This window comes from Paenibacillus vini, from assembly GCF_018403325.1.
GTDB classification, from domain to species: domain Bacteria; phylum Bacillota; class Bacilli; order Paenibacillales; family Paenibacillaceae; genus Fontibacillus; species Fontibacillus vini.
Map to the genome: position 1 here is coordinate 519,451 of NZ_BOSL01000001.1, position 17,893 is coordinate 537,343.

The 17,893-nt window shown below is 51.7% G+C and carries 13 protein-coding genes; 12 read left to right on the forward strand and 1 reads right to left on the reverse strand.

What is annotated here, in order from left to right; all coding sequences use genetic code 11:
• Nucleotides 1-42 precede the first annotated feature (42 nt).
• The 12 genes from KJS57_RS02360 (at nt 43) to KJS57_RS02415 (ending at nt 15,850) form a co-directional block, all read left to right on the forward strand.
• The gene (locus KJS57_RS02360; protein ID WP_213653777.1) at nt 43-1,029 is read left to right on the forward strand and encodes a siderophore ABC transporter substrate-binding protein; all 987 of its coding nucleotides are present in this window, start codon (nt 43-45) and stop codon (nt 1,027-1,029) included.
• Nucleotides 1,030-1,318: 289 nt separating this feature from the next.
• On the forward strand, nt 1,319-2,809 hold the full coding sequence (locus KJS57_RS02365; RefSeq protein WP_213653626.1) for a catalase: 1,491 nt from the start codon (nt 1,319-1,321) through the stop codon (nt 2,807-2,809).
• A gap of 423 nt (nt 2,810-3,232) precedes the next feature.
• Nucleotides 3,233-3,976, forward strand: a complete 744-nt coding sequence (locus KJS57_RS02370; RefSeq protein WP_244861349.1) for an ABC transporter ATP-binding protein — start codon at nt 3,233-3,235, stop codon at nt 3,974-3,976.
• 3 nt (nt 3,977-3,979) lie between these two features.
• Nucleotides 3,980-5,635: a hypothetical protein gene (locus KJS57_RS02375; RefSeq protein ID WP_213653628.1), complete on the forward strand. Its 1,656-nt coding sequence runs from the start codon at nt 3,980-3,982 to the stop codon at nt 5,633-5,635.
• 87 nt (nt 5,636-5,722) lie between these two features.
• The gene (locus tag KJS57_RS02380) at nt 5,723-6,097 is read left to right on the forward strand and encodes a nitrous oxide-stimulated promoter family protein (protein WP_213653629.1); all 375 of its coding nucleotides are present in this window, start codon (nt 5,723-5,725) and stop codon (nt 6,095-6,097) included.
• A gap of 203 nt (nt 6,098-6,300) precedes the next feature.
• Entirely contained in the window at nt 6,301-7,704 is a 1,404-nt protein-coding gene (locus KJS57_RS02385) for a cytochrome ubiquinol oxidase subunit I (protein WP_211022983.1), read from the forward strand.
• Nucleotides 7,694-8,707: a cytochrome d ubiquinol oxidase subunit II gene (gene cydB / locus KJS57_RS02390; protein WP_211022982.1), complete on the forward strand. Its 1,014-nt coding sequence runs from the start codon at nt 7,694-7,696 to the stop codon at nt 8,705-8,707. Before KJS57_RS02385 ends, cydB begins: the two co-directional genes overlap by 11 nt.
• Nucleotides 8,707-10,497, forward strand: a complete 1,791-nt coding sequence (gene cydD, locus KJS57_RS02395; protein ID WP_213653630.1) for a thiol reductant ABC exporter subunit CydD — start codon at nt 8,707-8,709, stop codon at nt 10,495-10,497. Before cydB ends, cydD begins: the two co-directional genes overlap by 1 nt.
• A complete protein-coding gene (gene cydC, locus KJS57_RS02400; protein WP_213653631.1) occupies nt 10,494-12,272 on the forward strand; it encodes a thiol reductant ABC exporter subunit CydC in 1,779 nt (592 codons plus the stop codon). The genes cydD and cydC overlap by 4 nt, the downstream gene beginning before the upstream one ends.
• Nucleotides 12,273-12,989: 717 nt before the next feature.
• Nucleotides 12,990-13,892: a glutamate biosynthesis transcriptional regulator GltC gene (gene gltC, locus KJS57_RS02405; RefSeq protein ID WP_211022777.1), complete on the forward strand. Its 903-nt coding sequence runs from the start codon at nt 12,990-12,992 to the stop codon at nt 13,890-13,892.
• Nucleotides 13,893-14,186: 294 nt separating this feature from the next.
• Nucleotides 14,187-14,630 carry a DUF1641 domain-containing protein gene (locus tag KJS57_RS02410; RefSeq protein ID WP_211022751.1) on the forward strand — a complete coding sequence of 148 codons (444 nt, stop codon included), beginning with the start codon at nt 14,187-14,189 and terminating at the stop codon, nt 14,628-14,630.
• Between the two features lie 41 nt (nt 14,631-14,671).
• Entirely contained in the window at nt 14,672-15,850 is a 1,179-nt protein-coding gene (locus KJS57_RS02415; protein ID WP_211022750.1) for an NAD(P)/FAD-dependent oxidoreductase, read from the forward strand.
• A 571-nt stretch (nt 15,851-16,421) separates the two neighbouring features.
• Here KJS57_RS02415 and gdhA read toward each other — a convergent pair.
• Nucleotides 16,422-17,801 (reverse strand): NADP-specific glutamate dehydrogenase, encoded by a 1,380-nt coding sequence (gene gdhA, locus KJS57_RS02420; RefSeq protein ID WP_211022749.1) that lies wholly within the window; start codon nt 17,799-17,801, stop codon nt 16,422-16,424.
• Nucleotides 17,802-17,893: the final 92 nt, after the last annotated feature.

Below are 17,893 nucleotides of genomic sequence, written 5' to 3' on the forward strand. Positions count from 1 at the left end.
AAATATGGGGGAATTCAGGTGAATAGCAAAAAGTTAGCGTTAATGTTTACTACTCTGGTTATGGTTCTTGTATTGGCCGCTTGCGGAGCGAACAAAAACAGCGGAAGCAATGGCGGCAACGCTGGAGCTACTGGAAGCACGGATACTACGCAGCCGGCAGCTGCCGCACCAGCCGAGGATGAAGAGCTTACGATCAAGCACAAGCTGGGCGAAGCCAAGGTCAAAAAGAACCCGGCCAAAGTGGTTGTGTTCGACATGGGCGTGCTGGAAACGCTCGACAAGCTTGGCGTGGAAGTGGCGGCTGTACCACAAGCCAGTTTGCCTACCCATTTGAAGAAATACGAAGACGGCAAGTACAAAAATGCGGGTACGCTGTTTGAGCCGGACTTTGAAGGCCTGAATGCATTGGACCCGGATGTCATCTTCATCTCCGGCCGTTCTTCCGAGGCTTATGAAGAGTTGAACAAGATCGCTCCAACGATCTTTATGGGCGTAGATACTGCCAATTATATAGGCTCGTTCACGGAAAACGTGAAAACGCTCGGCGAAATTTTCGGCAAAGAGGCTGAAGCAGAACAAGAGCTTACGGCGATTAACGATTCGATCAAAGCTTTGAACGATGTGGCGACTTCCAGCGGGAAAAAGGGGCTTGTTATCCTGACGACTGGCGGCAAAGTCAGCGCCTATGGACCAGGCTCGCGCTTCGGGATCATTCATGATGTTTTCGGTATCCCTGCAGTCGATGAAAATCTTAAAGCCGATACGCACGGGGACTCCATCTCCTTCGAATTCGTAGCGGAGAAGAACCCGGATTATCTGTTCGTCGTAGACCGCGATGCTGTCGTAACTGAAGAAGGCAAGCAAGCCGAACCGGCCGCTAAGCTGGTTGAGAACGACCTCGTGAAAAAGACGAATGCCTACAAAGACGGCAAGATCGTCTACCTGGACGCTAACTACTGGTACCTTTCCGGGGGCGGCCTGTTGTCCGTACCGGAAATGTTGAAAGAAGTGCAAGAAGGAATTCAGTAATATAACGCAGGCCATATCTGTGATGCAGCAAGCAAGCCCTACGCTCTTATGCGCAGGGTTTGCTTTTTTGCGTTTGGGCTTTGTCTTACTTATCAGCCTTGGGTCCGCTTGGAATATTCACCGGGGATTACTTATATAATGGCAGTGATAAATCGGAGGTCAGGAGTTCGAGCGTTCATGATTTCCTCATCTAACCTTCATGCACTTTTTCATGCGGGCATGGTAGAATTTAATTCAGAACTTAGATTAAGTCTAAATACAATATCAAAGCCGAAAGGATGATTTATAGATGAACAGCAACAACAGATTGACGACGAATCAGGGAGCGCCAGTGGGAGATAATCAGAATTCGCGGACGGCAGGACAACGCGGTCCGACTTTGTTGGAGGATTACCATCTGCTGGAGAAGATCGCGCATTTTGACCGGGAGCGTATTCCGGAGCGGGTCGTTCATGCGAGAGGAGCCGGCGCTCACGGGGTGTTCGTTACGGAGCGGAGCATGTCCGAGTTTACTAAGGCGCATTTCCTGCAGGAGGCTGGCCGCGAAACTCCGGTGTTCGTTCGTTTCTCGACCGTTATCCACGGTCAGGGCTCGCCGGAGACGGCGCGCGATCCTAGAGGCTTCGCGGTAAAGTTCTACACGGAGGAAGGTAACTATGATCTCGTCGGCAATCATCTGCCGGTATTCTTTATCCGCGATGCGATCAAGTTCCCGGATATGGTTCATTCACTGAAGCCTGCGCCGGATACGAACATTCAGGATCCGGCCCGGTATTGGGATTTCATGTCCCTGTCGCCAGAATCGACGCATATGATGACTTGGGTGTTCTCGGATAACGGCACGCCGGCGAACTACCGGCAAATGGACGGCTTCGGAGTTCACTCCTTCAAGTGGATCAATGCGGAAGGCAAGATTACTTACGTGAAATACACCTGGAAGTCCAAACAGGGAGTTGTCAATCTGTCGGCGGACGAGGTGCGTGAAGTACAAGGGCAAGACTTTAACCATGCGACACGGGACCTGCATGATCACATCGAGCAAGGGAACTTCCCGCAGTGGGAACTGAACGTACAGTTGATGCCGGTAGAGGATCTCGATCTTTGGAGCTTCGATCCGTTGGATCCGACGAAGGTATGGCCGGAATCCCATTATCCGCTCATTCCAGTCGGCACGATGACCCTGAACCGTAATCCTGTGAACTTCTTCGCCGAAGTAGAGCAATCGGCATTTTCTCCAAGCGTACTGGTTCCGGGCATTGAACCGTCCGAAGATAAGCTGCTGCAAGGCCGGCTGTTCTCTTACCCGGATACGCAGCGTTACCGGCTCGGCGCGAACTATCTGCAAATTCCTGTCAACTGCCCGTATGCGCCGGTCCGCAATCATCAGCGCGACGGCTTGATGAATGTCATGCAGGACCCATCGCCGGTTAATTATGAGCCGAATAGCCTGGAAGAAAGTCCGAAAGAAGACCCGCATTACCAGGATAGCGTCGTTCCGGTAACCGGGCATATCGGCCGCGAGAAAATCGCCAAGACCGATGATTTTACACAAGCGGGCGAACTGTATCGCAGCTTTACTCCTGAAGAGCAGGCTAACCTGATCAGCAACCTGGTGAACGATCTGCGGCAGACGACGGAACAAACCCGGCTGCGCGCCATCTGCAACTTCTTCCGCGCTGACGTCGAGTACGGCATGCGGCTTGCGCAAGGATTGGGCGTGGACATCAGCGGGTTCATTCCGGCCGCTCCGGCTGCGGGAAGCCAAGAACAAGAGGCATAAACGGGATTGAAATCAATATGAAGAATAGAAAAGACGGAATCCGTGAAGGGTTCCGTCTTTTTTTGCAGTAATGTTATATAAGGGACCTTCCGCAAGCATGCTCGATGGATGGATTGATTGGATAATTTCCAAGCAATCCGCCGATTTTGAAGCCTGTAAGAGATTTGGTTGGACAAAATCCAAGCCGTGGTGCTTACGGAGAGCCATTTTGATAGTGTCGGGTCTCGTTGATTGGAAAACCTCCAATTAAGTAATGGGACGCGAACTTTCCTGGGGATTATGATTGGATTATATCCAATCACGCCGTAGTCGGGATGAAGAGATGATCTAGAAAAGATTCAAAACGGAAAGGGTGGGAATATGATCTCGAATAACTCGAGCAACTCGAATAACAGTCCTGTTATCACCTTAAGAGATTTAAGAATGAGATTTTCGGACAGGTACGTCTTGAACGGAATCGATCTGGATGTGAACCCCGGTCAAATTATTGGATACATCGGCCCTAACGGGGCAGGAAAGAGTACGACCGTTAAAATTATGCTTGGCCTGGTGGAAGGCTATACCGGCGAAGTCCGGGTTTTCGGCGAAAGCCCGAGCGACGGAGGCGTGGATTACAAGAAGCGCATCGGCTATGTGCCGGAGGTCGCAGAAGTGTACGATACGTTGACGGCACGGGAGTATTTGACGTTTATAGGCGAGCTGTACGGCCTGAAGCCAGCGGATGCGGAGAGCAAAGCGAGACGCCTGCTGGAGATGTTCGGGCTGAAGGATGTGTTTGACGTCCGGATCGCTACCTTTTCCAAAGGGATGAAACAGAAGGTGCTGATTATTTCCAGCCTTCTGCATAATCCGGATATTCTGTTTCTGGATGAGCCGTTAAGCGGCCTGGATGCCAACAGCGTGATGGTGGTGAAGGAAATTCTCGCCCTGCTGGCTGCCCAAGGGAAAACGATCTTTTATTCGTCTCACATCATGGACGTCGTGGAAAAGATCAGCGATCGCATCATTCTGTTGGATGGAGGGCGCATTGTGGCGGACGGCAGCTTTGAAGAGCTGAAGGGACAGAGCCAGGAGGGGTCTCTGGAGCAGATTTTTAATCAGTTGACCGGATTTAACGAGCATCAAGAGATCGCGGAGCAATTTGTGGCGATCGTGCAAGAGGTGTAGCCGATGAAAGAGATGAGAACGTTATGGGTGCTGGACCGGTTCAAAGGCGTCTTCGGAAAATTTGGAGTAGACTACCCCGTGATGCGCCGCATTCTCCAAATCAAGCTGACGATGGACGGAAGAAGAGTACCCACTATTATCGGTAAGGCCAGGAATAAGGATCAGGCGGATGGCGGGAAGGTAAACGGAACGGAAAAAAACCAGTTTTTCAGCTCTTTGTGGCTGTATCTGATCTTCGGTGCGTTCAGCTCCATGTTTGTGGGGCTCGGCGACAACTTTATTTTTCAGATGAGCCTGATTTTCGGCATATTCATGTTTATGATCATGACCTCGCTGATTTCAGATTTCTCCTCCGTGCTGCTGGATATCCGGGACCGGAACATTTTGTCCACGAAGCCGGTGAACCGCAGAACGATTGCGATGGCCAAGATGCTGCATATCTGCTTCTATATGTTTTTCCTGACCGGGGCAATTGCGATCGTTCCGCTGGGTGTAGGACTCGTCCGGCATGGAATAGGATTCTTTCTGCTGTTCGTGGCCGAATTAATTTTGATGGACCTCTTAATCGTCGTGATTACGGCGTTGATTTACCTGGCTGTGCTTAAATTTTTTGATGGCGAGAAGCTGAAGGACTTCATCAACTATGTGCAAATCGGACTCACCATCGTTATCGCGCTGGGGTATCAGTTGCTTATCAGGCTCTTCGACTTTGTTGATTTGCAGCAAGCGGTGTTTCAGCCGAAATGGTGGGAATTTGTCATCGTTCCGGTTTGGTTCGGCGCGCCGTTTGAGACGCTGCTGCACGGAGACAACAGTATACCGTACCTTTTGTTTTCGCTGCTGGCTTTATGCGTGCCGATCCTGACATTTCTGTTGTACATTAAACTGATGCCGTCGCTGGAAAGGAATTTGCAAAAGCTGGCTGACCCGGGGAGCCGTAAAAAGGAAGGCGCCGGAAAATGGCTGAAATCCATTTCACATCTGCTAGGCTCAAGTCCGCAAGAAGAGGTATTTTTCAGATTTGCCTGGACGATGATGGGGAATGAACGGGAATTTAAGCTTAAAGTGTACCCCTCTATCGGCTTCTCGCTGATCTTCCCTTTCATCTTTTTGTTTACGAGCGGCAGGGAACGCGGATTATCCGGATTGCCGGGGACGAAGCTGCATCTGTTCATTTACTTTTGCGCCCTGTTGGTTCCGAACGTCATATTGATGCTGAAATATTCGCGCAGCTACAAGGCGGCATGGATTTACCGGGTTCTGCCGATCGGCGATCGCGTTCCGGTATACCGGGGAACCCTGATGGCGGCTGTGGTCCGGCTCATTTTGCCTCTGTATGCGGTAGAGGCCGTCGTATTTGCCATCCTTTTCGGGGGCAGAATTGTTCCCGATTTGATTGTGGCCGGCCTCGCTATCTTGGCCTATTCCGTGCTTAGTTTTGCTTATCTAAGCAAAGCGCTTCCGTTCTCCGAACGGTTAGAAACGGCTCAGCAGGGTGAAGGAATGCGCATGATTCCGCTCATGCTTCTGTTAGGGGGCTTCGCTCTGGTGCATTATGCGGCGACTTTGGTCAGCTTTGGCGTATATGTGTACGCAGCGTTGCTGCTTGCGGCCAACTGGGTTTTGTGGCAAAAGGCGTTTTCCGCTAAATTGCCGTGAGAGAGCCCGTGCAACACAAATTAGGATTTTTTACGAAAAAGGCAGAGGTTATCCCACAAATTCACATTACTTAAGCGGGGGTTGGAAATGGACACATTGACTAAAGGCTCGGGGCAGGAACGACGCCAGGCCGGGCCTAGAATCAGCCGGGAGAAGGCAACCGTCGGGCATATGATTTTGATTTTTTGCAAAGGAAAGCACAGAGAGGTTACGAAGGAAGGCGGTTTATGCCAAGATTGCCGCGAGCTGCACCGTTATGCGATGAACCGGCTGACTTACTGCCGTTTCGGGGAAGAGAAGTCCACCTGTGTGGACTGTCCGGTTCATTGCTATGCTCCGGATCCCCGAGAAATGATTAAGGAAGTAATGCGCTATTCCGGTCCCCGCATGCTGTGGTCCCACCCCGTGCTGACGATCTGGCACATGCTGGACGGACGGAAATCTAAAGCAGTGACTAGCTGACACATTTTTTTCACAACCCTACAAATAAGAAGCAAAGTCGCGCCAGCACTGGGCTTTTAGGACTTTGTTCACTAATGTGACATCTATCATGTGATTCTTGTCACAAAATTATTACTTTTTACCCGTCTATCTTCATAATTCCGTGATAGAATTCACATTAGTTAAGAATTAATCTTGTTTGAAGAAAGTAGGGAAGAAAAATTATGGATCCGTTAGTGCTTGCGAGACTTCAATTTGCGGCGACAACGATTTTTCACTTCTTTTTCGTGCCTTTGTCCATTGGTCTGGTTCTTCTGATCGCCATCATGGAAACGATGTATGTCGTCAAAGGCAAAGAGGAATACAAGAAGATGGCGAAGTTCTGGGGCAAGCTATTCCTCATTAACTTTGCGGTGGGCGTCGTCACGGGGATTATTCAAGAATTCCAGTTCGGCATGAACTGGTCGGACTATTCACGGTTTGTAGGCGACGTTTTCGGAGCGCCTCTGGCGGTGGAAGCCCTGTTTGCTTTCTTTATGGAGTCTACTTTTATCGGATTGTGGATCTTCGGTTGGGACCGCTTGTCCAAGAAAGTCCACTTGCTCTGCATTTGGCTGGTAGCGCTCGGAACGACCATGTCGGCGTTCTGGATTCTGGCCGCCAACTCGTTCATGCAAAGACCGGTTGGCTTCGAGATCAACAACGGACGCGCAGAAATGAATGATTTCTTCGCCTTGATCGGCAACGGCCAGTTGTGGGTAGAATTTCCGCATACCGTGCTCGGTGCATTCGCCACCGGCGCGTTTATGATTACCGGCATCAGTGCCTATAAATTGCTGCGTAAGCAGGATGTTCAATTTTTCAAAAAGTCGTTCACGATTGCGGTCATTGTCGGCTTGGTGGCTTCTTTCTCCACCGCGTTGTTCGGGCACCAGCAGGCGCAATATCTGGTAGAAACGCAACCGATGAAAATGGCGGCTTCCGAAGGCTTGTGGGGCAAGAGCGGCGACCCTGCACCTTGGACGGTTTATGCACATATCGATTCTGAAAATGAAAAGAACAATTTTGAAATCAAGATTCCTTATCTGCTCAGCTTCTTGTCGTACAGTTCGTTCTCGGGCGAAGTCAAAGGCATGCATCAGCTGCAGGCGGAGTATGAACAAACTTATGGTCCCGGGGACTATATTCCTCCGGTACGCACGACCTTCTGGAGCTTCCGGATTATGATTGCCGCCGGATGTCTGATGATTGTGCTTGGGATGTACGGCGCCTATCTGGCATGGCGCAAAAAGCTGGAGCAGCCGAATAAATTTTTCTACCGTTGCATGCTTTGGGCGATCTCGCTTCCGTTTATCGCCAATACGGCGGGCTGGGTTATGACAGAATTCGGGCGTCAGCCTTGGACGGTATTCGGATTGATGCAAACGAAAGACAGCATTTCGCCAAGCGTTACATCGGGGCAGCTGCTGTTCTCCCTGATTGCTTATTGCTTAATTTACACTGCATTGGCTATCGTGATGGTTTACCTGTTCGTGAAAACAATCAAGAAGGGTCCGAACGCCATAGCCGCTTCTGATGACCATTCGTCAGATCCATTCTCGAAGGAGGGATACCACCATGTCTCTTAATGAACTCTGGTTTGTGTTAGTGGCCGTATTGTTCATCGGTTTCTTCTTCCTTGAAGGATTTGACTTCGGGGTCGGAATGAGTACCCGTTTTCTCGCCAAGAATGATATGGAGCGCCGCGTCCTGATTAACTCGATCGGTCCGTTCTGGGACGCTAACGAGGTGTGGCTGCTGACCGCCGGGGGTGCGATGTTCGCGGCATTCCCGAACTGGTACGCCACCATGTTCAGCGGATACTATACTCCGCTCGTAGTTCTTCTGCTTGCCTTAATTGCGCGCGGGGTAGCGTTTGAATTCCGCGGAAAAGTCGACAATGGAAAGTGGAAGGGAACGTGGGATGTCGCTATTTTCCTCGGCAGCCTGCTGCCTCCGTTCCTGCTCGGCGTCGTTTTCTCCGGCCTGCTTAAGGGCTTGCCGATTGACGGCGACATGGAAATGAAGGCTGGACTGTTCGATATGGTTAATATATATACATTAGTAGGCGGTATTACCGTAGTTGTGCTTTGCCTGGTGCATGGCCTCATGTTCACCTCGCTGCGCACGACCGGAGATTTACGGGATCGCGCCCGGAAGCTGGCACATAAGCTGCTGATTCCGTTGGCCGCCTTGTTCGTCATCTTTGCTGTCATGACTTACTTCCAGACGGATGTATTCGAAGTTCGCGCTTTGCCTCTCGGTTTGATGGCCGTAGTGGGTCTGGTCTGCTTCCTGCTTGCGGGAATGTTCATGACCAAGCGCAAAGACGGGTGGGCATTCGGCATGACGGGCGCTCTGACCGTGCTTTCGATCTCGGGCGTATTCGTCGGGTTGTTCCCTCGGGTGATGGTCAGCTCGATTAGTGAGGCATTTTCGCTTACGATTCATAACGCGGCCTCCGGTCATTACTCGTTGAAGGTTATGACGATCGTTGCTTTGACACTGCTGCCGTTCGTACTGGGATATCAGATCTGGAGCTACTTTGTTTTCCATAAACGTGTTCACGAAAAGGAGCATTTGGAGTACTAATGGGCCAGGGACTAATGAAATACAAAGGGATCAAGCCGGTAATGGCCGTGATGGCGGGCTTGACCCTGATTCAAACTATAGCGATTATATTGCAGGCTAAATGGCTGGCGGAGGTCATCTCCGCCCTGTTTGCCGGCGCTAAGCTGCAGGAACAGGCCGGTGGAATCGGCATGTTCCTGCTTGCTTTTATGGTCCGGCAGGGATGCGGAGCACTTATGCAGAAGACGGCCTACCGGTTTGCCGAGCAGACTGGGCAATCCCTGCGGAAGCAAGTGCTGTCCAAGCTGTTTGAGCTTGGGCCCCGGTTTGCCGGGCAGGAAGGTACGGGCAATCTCGTTACCCTCGTTCTTGAGGGCGTAACGAAATTTCGTAACTACCTGGAGCTGTTTCTGCCGCGGATGCTGGCGACGGGGATCACCCCGGCGCTGGTTTGGCTGTACGTCTTTATTACCCTGAACAAAACCTCGGCGGTCATCTTATTGGTGACGTTGCCGATTCTGATCATTTTTATGATTCTGATCGGTTTGGCTGCCCGCAAACAGACGGAGCGGCAATGGCAAACTTACCGTACGCTGTCGAATCATTTCGTCGATTCGCTGCGCGGGTTGGAGACGCTGAAATTTCTGGGGCGCAGCAAAACGCACATTGATTCCATCGAGCGGGTCAGCGATTCCTATCGTTCTGCAACGATGCGGACGCTCCGCGTGGCGTTTCTGTCTTCGTTTGCGCTGGATTTCTTTACAATGCTGTCCGTAGCCTCCGTGGCCGTAAGCTTGGGACTGCCGCTGGTAGAGGGCCGGATCGAGCTACTGCCCGCGCTGACGGTGCTGATTTTGGCGCCGGAGTACTTCTTGCCGGTGCGGATGGTCGGCGCGGATTATCATGCGACCCTCGACGGCAAAGAGGCTGGCGCAGCGATGGAATCGATCATCGCCGCAGCGGAGGAAGAGGCGTCTAAGACGGCGCCGGTTCCGGCGGGAGCCGATTTGCGCTGGACGCCGCAAAGCACATTGGTGCTGCGGGGATTGGGCGTGAAACATGAGGCTGAGGAAAGCCAGGCTGATGGTGGCCAAGGAGCGGATGATGCGATAGAATCGGGAGCCAAGCCTTCCTTGGAGGGCGTGGATTTGGAGATTCGCGGAATGGGCCGGATCGGCGTGATCGGCGAGAGCGGCGCCGGCAAATCGACCCTGATCGATGTGCTGGGCGGATTCCTGCGCCCGACAACAGGAAGCATTGAACTGAACGGTACGGTGCTTGGCGATTTGAGCCCGGAGGCGTGGCGGGAGCAGATTACGTATATTCCGCAAAAGCCTTATATTTTCAGCGGCTCGCTGGCGGATAACATCTGCTTCAACAAGCCGGATGCTTCATCGGCTGAGGTGGAGCAAGCCGCGGAGGCCGCCGGACTCGGCACGCTGATTCGCAGCCTGCCCGGTGGGCTGGACGAGCCTATCGGCGGCGGCGGACGCCCGCTTAGCGGCGGTCAGGAGCAACGCGTGGCGCTGGCTCGGGCGCTGCTGAGCGAACGGCCGGTCATCCTGCTTGATGAACCGACGGCGCATCTTGATATCGAGACGGAATATGAACTGAAGGAGACGATGCTGCCCCTCTTCGAAGGGAAGCTCGTCATTCTGGCAACCCACCGTCTGCACTGGATGCAGGACATGGAACGGATCATTGTCATGGAGCAGGGGCGGGTTGCCGAAACGGGCACGCATGATGAGCTCTTGGCACGCCAAGGCGCTTATTATGAATTGACGGCATTGCAGCGGGAGGGATTACGATGAAGGCTCAGGGACAGCAGGGACAAGAACCGTGGATTACTCCTTATTTCCGGATGTATAACGGCCGGTTTGCGCTTTACCTGATTCTCGGCGTAATGACGCTGCTCGCCGCGTCGATGTTGATGTTTACCTCCGGCTTTCTGATTTCCAAGTCGGCGACCATGCCGTACAACGTCCTGCTTGTATATGTGCCGATCGTCGGCGTTCGGGCCTTTGGCATCGGGCGCGCCGTGATCCACTATGTGGAGCGGCTGGTCGGTCATGATGCGGTGCTGCGGATTCTCTCCAAAATGCGGGTCCGTTTGTACCGCATTCTCGAACCGCAAGCTTTGTTTATCCGGTCCCGCTATCGGACCGGAGACATTCTCGGGGCGCTGGCCGATGATATCGAACAATTGCAGAATGTCTATATACGCACGGTGTTCCCGAGTCTCATCGCCTTGGTGCTCTATGCCGCGGTGGTGATCGCGCTCGGCTTCTTTGACTGGACGTTTGCTTTATTGATCGCCTTGTATATTTTCGTTCTTGTTGCCGTCCTGCCATATATCTCGCTGAAGCTGACCCGGAGGATGGACACGGAAGTGAAGCGGGAGCGGAACGGCTTGTACCAGAAGCTGACCGATGCCGTGATGGGCATCGGTGACTGGGTCATCAGCGGAAGATCGGACGTTTTCCTGCGCGAATACGAACGGGATGAAGCCGCCGTCATGCGCAAGGAGCGTAAGCTCAGATCCTGGGCCCGCTGGCGGATGTTAATCGGCCAGTTGGTGGTCGGACTCGCGGTCGTATCGATGATTTACTGGGCTGGCGGCCAGGCAGCGGCCGGCCGGATCGACTATACGCTAATCGCTGCCTTTGTTCTTGTCATTATTCCGCTGGCGGATGCGTTTCTCCCGGTGTCGGAGGCGGTTCAGCGCCTTCCCGAATACAGGGAGTCCTTGAACCGGCTGGAGCGGATTTCGGGTGGCGGGCATGCGAGGGGCGATGGCGGCGGCGACGGCGACTACTCCGTCTCGCCGGAGACGATTGCCAAGGCCGCTTCCAGCGCGCACCTGAAGCTGGAGCGTGTCCGCTTTGCGTACGGAGCCGAAGACGGCAATTCCGTTGACGGCGTTACGCTGGACATCCCGCAAGGCAAGCGGGTTGCGGTGATCGGCCGCAGCGGAGCGGGCAAGTCGACGCTGCTGAAGCTGATCCAGGGGGCCATCGCGCCTACGGAGGGCGCGGTTACGATTAATGGAATGCCGGCCGCCGATTTCGGCGATGACGGCATTCCGCGGATCATCTCCGTGCTGAACCAGAGCCCGCACTTGTTCGACACCACGGTGGCGAACAATATCCGGCTCGGGCGTCCGGACGCGGAGATGGAGGAGATTGCCCGCGCGGCAGAGCAGGCGCAGCTCGGCGGGCTGGTCGCCGGTCTTCCGCGTGGACTGGACACGCCGATGCGGGAGACCGGCCAGCGGTTCTCCGGCGGGGAGCGGCAGCGCGTCGCCTTGGCGCGCGTCCTGCTGCAGAACACGCCGGTGCTGATCCTCGACGAGCCGACCGTAGGGCTCGACCCGCGTACCGAGCGTGAGCTGCTGTCGACCATATTCCGGTCGACGGCGGGCAAGACGCTCGTGTGGGTGACCCACCATCTGGTGGGAGCGGAGGAGATGGACGAGATCATCTTCATGGAGCACGGCCGCATTCTGATGCGCGGTACCCATGCCGAACTGATGGAACGCGAACCGCGGTATCGCAACCTGTACCATTTGGACCGCCCGGGAGAATAAGTGGATTGGTAATCGGTCCGGCGGTTCGATTACCGAGCCGATCGTCGGCCAGATCGCCGGACAGATCGTCGGGCCGATCGTCGAACAGATCGCGGGCCAGATCGCCGGCCAAGGCCTTAACCGCCTTCCCGGCGCGCGGTGCTTGGTCACACGGTGACGGTCAACCCAATCGTATATTAAGTGTAAAATCTGCAGCTATTTTTAGCCCGAGAGAATAAATCGGAGAATTAACTGTAAAAACTCCCGCTAATTTCGCTCGTTTGAGCCCAATTCGGCTAAACTGGTGATATTACATGTAGGTTTTACAGTTAATTGATGGGATTCCCCGAATTCGTCGCAATTAGCTGCAGATTTTCCCTCTATTTTGTTTTAGGCAACCCATGTATATAACAACAAGGTTAGATCAAGGAATGGTTTCCCTTCCCGGATCTAACCTTGTTTGCTTATTGAACTTCCATATCCCTAACCTAAGTTGCGGACTCTGGCGATTTAGCCGGTCTAGCCGGTCTAGCTAGTCTAGCCAGTCTAACCAAATTGTGCACAATCAGGCTTTCCTCTACAGCAGAAACAGCTAGAAGAGGTGTAAGGCTTCCGTTCCGGAGGGATACCCTATATAATGAGGGATAATCAATCGATATTACATGGTATGGAAGTGTTTTTGGAATATTGAATCTGGCGGGATATCGGCGGGATATCCGCGGGAGCGGAGGCGGCGAAGTGGAACTCAGGCAAATCCAATATTTCATCGAGGTTGCGAAGCTGGAACACGTAACCGAAGCGTCTTATGCGCTGCATGTATCGCAGTCGGCGGTAAGCCGGCAAATTTTTAAACTGGAATCGGAGCTCGGGGTGGACTTGTTCATCCATGAAGGCCGAAAAGTAAAGCTGACACCGATCGGTCGATTGTTTCTGGAGCATATGGAACATTTGATGAAGGTAATAGATAACGCCCAACAGGAGATCAGCGAGTATCTGGACCCGGAGCGCGGGATTGTTCGGATCGGATTCCCGAGCAGCCTGGCGGCGCAGATGATTCCGAAGATCGTTTCCGCTTTTCGGGAGCGGCACCCGTTTGTTCATTTTCAATTGCAGCACGGGTCTTATAAGGAATTGGTCGAGTGGGTGGCAAAGGGCGACATGAATTTGGCGATCATGGGGCCTGTCCCGCATAATGAACCGCAAATCAAAAGCACCGTACTCTTTCAGGAGAAGTTTGTCGCTTTGCTTCCGGCAGGTCATCATTTAGCCGGTCAAGCCTCGGTTAAGCTGAATGAATTGAAGGACGATTTGTTCGTTCTGTTCCCTGAGGGATTTGTACTGAGGGAAATCGTGGTGGAGGCGTGCGCGAATATTGGCTTTCAGCCGAAGGTAACATTTGAAGGCGATGATCTGGATGCGATCAAGGGACTGGTATCCGCGGGACTTGGCCTTACCGTATTGCCTGAAATCGCGTTGAGCGAGCATATTGCGTCCTCGATCGTAATTCTGCCAATAACGGAGCCGCGAGTAACCAGGGATGTGGGCGTGATCGTTCCGGCAAACCGGGAACTGCCGCCGACGGAGAAATTATTTTATGACTTTTTGCAGGAAATTATACCGGAATTAGGATTTCCCGAGTAAAACGCGTTGCACAGAGATCATGTAAAATCCCAGGTAAAGCAGGCCCTTTATCGACTGTAAGCACAGAATAGGTTGAGTTAAATAGGACAAACTATGATGAAATTCACTTATTTTAGTCATTAAGTTAATACTTAATGACTATTTTTGTAGAAAATATGTTACAATGGATGACGGGTTGTTTACTTCTTAATTGTTCAATTTTTCACTAACTTACTTAGTTAAGTTGTGACGGGAATTGGGTCCCTGATCAACCCAAAATTCAAGCATTAAGGCTTATTGTAAAGGAGAATTGGAATGTCAGAACCGACCACTGAAACAAATTCTGCAGTAGAAACGAATGTTTCGTCCACCGACAATGCCGGACGGGATATCGTTGATCAACTGCTCAAGCCCGAAGTCCAGGAATCCTTGACGGTCCTGGTTCAGCAGCTGCCTAAACTAACCGAGCTGGTTAATTTGATGACTAAATCGTATGATTTTGCCAAAACGGTAGCTACGGACGAAACTTTAAAGAGCGATACAATCGGGGCGATTACGGAAATCGCCGGACCGGTTAAAGACAAAGTTAAAAATCTTGCGGCTACTGTGATTGAAGCCAAAGACCGCGCCGATGAGAGCCAGGAAGTTATCGGTCTTTTCGGTCTGCTCAAAATGCTTAAAGATCCTGAAGCGCAGAAACTGTTCCGTTTCGTAAATGCTTATCTTCAGGTTGCCGGTGAGAAAAGTAAGCAAAAATAAATACTAATTCATTTTTTCAGAACGGAGGACGGAGAATTACTATGTCTAAACATATTGTTATCCTGGGTGCCGGTTACGGCGGTGTACTGAGCGCTTTGAACGTGCGTAAATATATGACCAAGGAAGAAGCACGGGTTACCGTAGTCAACCAGTATCCAACACACCAGATTATTACTGAACTGCATCGTCTTGCTGCAGGCAGCATCGCTGAGCGGGCGGTAGCTTTGCCGCTGGAGAAGCTGTTCAAAGGAAAAGACATCGATCTTCGCATCGCGAAAGTAGAGAGATTCTCGGTAGACAGCAAAGAAGTGAAGCTGTCCGACGGTACGCTTCTTTCGTATGACGCTCTCGTTGTAGGTCTTGGCAGCATCACCGCATATTTCGGAATTCCGGGACTTGAGCAGTACAGCATGGTCCTCAAATCGGCGGAGGATGCCAACCGCATTCATCGTCATATTGAAGACCGGATCGCGGAGTATGCCAAATCGAAAAACCCTGCGGACGCTACGATCCTTATCGGCGGCGGAGGGTTGACCGGGGTTGAGCTGGTCGGGGAAATCGCCGACAAGCTTCCGGAAATGAGCAAGAAATACGGCGTGAACCAATCCGAGATTCAGCTTATGCTCGTAGAAGCTGGTCCTAAGATTCTGCCGGTTCTGCCGGATGTGCTGATTGAACGCGCAACGGCCAGCCTGGAGAAACGCGGTGTTAAATTCCTGACCGGCCTGCCTGTCACGAATGTGGAAGGCAATGCAATCGACTTGAAAGATGGACAAAAGATTGTCGCCAATACGTTTGTATGGACCGGTGGCGTACAAGGCCATCCGCTTGTCGGCGAGTCGGGTCTCGAAGTTAACCGCGGCCGCGCGACTGTGAACGATTTCCTTCAATCCACTTCGCATAGCGATGTTTTCGTTGCCGGTGACAGTGCGGTATACTTCGGAGCGGACGGACGTCCTTACCCTCCAACCGCGCAAATCGCTTGGCAAATGGGCGAGCTAATCGGCTACAACCTGTATGCAGCCTTAACCGGCAAGCATTTGGAAACTTTCAGCCCGGTCAACTCGGGAACCTTGGCCAGCCTTGGCCGCAAAGATGCCGTAGCTACGGTTGGCGCAAGCAACACGCAACTGCGCGGCTTGACGGCTACGATGATGAAAGAAGCAAGTAACATCCGTTACTTGTCCCACATCAAAGCATTGGACGCTTTGGCTTACTAATAACTAACAAGTACAAAACGACATATAAGCGAAGAGCCTGTACCTTTGATCGGAGATGCGATCCTGGGTACAGGCTCTTTTGGCTCTTTAGCATTCTATAGCATTCCTTGGCATCTCTTAGCATTCGTTGGTATTGGTTGGCTTGCAATCTCATTTCTTTGATATTCCCTGAATTTCCTGCAATTCTACATTAATTTGAGTCCAGACAACGTAATATTAGTGTAACTGATGCAATAGGGCAGCATTTTTTAGCTTGTAGGAGATAAAGTTACTCGGAATGAGGAGGGATGATGTATTTTCGCAGCAATACTTCCCTTTCGAGCCAGGAAATTAATAAACTACTGCACTTTTGCAGGATTCCTCCCTAATTCAGTATGCTCCAGCATAATCACACCGCCCGTACTATTCCGATGACTTTTTCTACTGTTACAACGCATTTCGAGACCTGTTCAAGACCAGCTCAAAGACTAATCTAAATCTGTCCTAAGGCTCTCTAAAACAACTAAAAAAGAGTATCCGCTGAGCCATGGCCCCGCGGATACTCTCCTACTTCAAGCTAATTATATTATGATTAAACCACGCCGTGAGCGACCATCGTGTCGGCGACTTTCAGGAAGCCGGCGATGTTGGAGCCGACCACGAGATTGCCTGCATGACCGTACTCTTCAGCCGCATTTACGCTGTTGCTGTAGATGTTTTTCATGATTTGTTGCAGCTTGGCGTCAACTTCTTCAAACGTCCAGGCCAGTCTTGCACTGTTTTGCGCCATTTCCAGAGCCGATACGGCAACCCCGCCGGCGTTGGCCGCTTTGGCCGGTCCGAAGTACACGTCGTTGCTCAGGTATACTTCAATGGCTTCCAAAGTGGAAGGCATGTTGGCGCCTTCGGCAACGAATTTCACGCCGTTCGCTACGAGCGTCTTGGCAGCTTCTTCGTTGATTTCGTTTTGGGTTGCGCAAGGCAATGCGATGTCGCAAGGAATGCTCCAAATGTTCTCGCAGCCTTCATGGTATTCCGCTGACGGATGCTCGCTTACATATTCTTTGATCCGTTTTCTTTCCACTTCTTTGAGGCGTTTAACTGTTGCCAGATCAATGCCGTTTTTGTCATAAACATAGCCGTTGGAATCACTGCATGCAACAACTTTGGCGCCGAGTTGTTGAGCTTTTTCGATCGCGTAGATCGATACGTTACCGGAGCCGGAAATGACAACCGTTTTACCTTCAAAGCTTTCGCCCTTAGTTTTCAACATTTCGTCGGTGAAGTAAACCAGACCGTAGCCGGTAGCTTCCGTACGCGTCAAGCTTCCTCCGTACGTAAGTCCTTTGCCTGTCAGGACGCCTGCTTCATTTCCACCGCGAAGGCGTTTGTATTGGCCGAACATATAACCGATTTCTCTCGCGCCTACACCGATATCGCCGGCAGGTACGTCTGTGTCTGGACCAATATATTTGGACAATTCTGTCATAAAGCTTTGGGTAAATTTCATGACTTCGTTATCGGATTTACCCTTCGGATCGAAGTCGGAACCGCCTTTACCGCCGCCGATCGGCTGGCCGGTCAAGGAGTTCTTGAAAATTTGCTCAAAGCCGAGGAATTTGATGATGCTGGCGTTTACGGACGGATGGAAGCGAAGTCCGCCTTTGTAAGGTCCGATCGCGCTGTTGAATTGAACGCGGAAGCCGCGGTTCACTTGAACTTTACCTTGGTCATCGACCCAAGGCACGCGGAAGGAGATCAGTCTTTCAGGCTCCACGATTCTTTCCAGGATCGCATGGTTTTTGTATTTAGGGTTCTTTGCGAATACCGGCACGAGGGAATCAAGGATTTCTTTTACGGCCTGGTGAAATTCGCTTTCTCCGGGATTGCGTTTTTTGACGGTTTCATAGACTTCGTTCACGTATTCTTGTGCGGCTTGGAGCTCGGGACTAGTTTGTGTAGTAATTGCCAATGTGTTCTCCACCTTTCGTTTTTTAGCATTATGGTTTGTTCCATTTTTCACGACTTTTCTAACTCTAATTGTAATATCTATGTAAGATATAA

Excerpts from the sequence above, each read along its gene's own strand:
- KJS57_RS02375 (WP_213653628.1), top strand. The coding sequence starts at position 3,980 with ATGAAAGAGATGAGAACGTTATGGGTGCTGGACCGGTTCAAAGGCGTC.
- KJS57_RS02370 (WP_244861349.1), top strand. The coding sequence starts at position 3,233 with ATGAGATTTTCGGACAGGTACGTCTTGAACGGAATCGATCTGGATGTG.
- KJS57_RS02385 (WP_211022983.1), top strand. The coding sequence starts at position 6,301 with ATGGATCCGTTAGTGCTTGCGAGACTTCAATTTGCGGCGACAACGATT.
- cydC (WP_213653631.1), top strand. The coding sequence starts at position 10,494 with ATGAAGGCTCAGGGACAGCAGGGACAAGAACCGTGGATTACTCCTTAT.
- KJS57_RS02410 (WP_211022751.1), top strand. The coding sequence starts at position 14,187 with ATGTCAGAACCGACCACTGAAACAAATTCTGCAGTAGAAACGAATGTT.
- KJS57_RS02360 (WP_213653777.1), top strand. The coding sequence starts at position 43 with ATGTTTACTACTCTGGTTATGGTTCTTGTATTGGCCGCTTGCGGAGCG.
- cydD (WP_213653630.1), top strand. The coding sequence starts at position 8,707 with ATGGGCCAGGGACTAATGAAATACAAAGGGATCAAGCCGGTAATGGCC.
- KJS57_RS02380 (WP_213653629.1), top strand. The coding sequence starts at position 5,723 with ATGGACACATTGACTAAAGGCTCGGGGCAGGAACGACGCCAGGCCGGG.
- KJS57_RS02415 (WP_211022750.1), top strand. The coding sequence starts at position 14,672 with ATGTCTAAACATATTGTTATCCTGGGTGCCGGTTACGGCGGTGTACTG.
- cydB (WP_211022982.1), top strand. The coding sequence starts at position 7,694 with ATGTCTCTTAATGAACTCTGGTTTGTGTTAGTGGCCGTATTGTTCATC.
- KJS57_RS02365 (WP_213653626.1), top strand. The coding sequence starts at position 1,319 with ATGAACAGCAACAACAGATTGACGACGAATCAGGGAGCGCCAGTGGGA.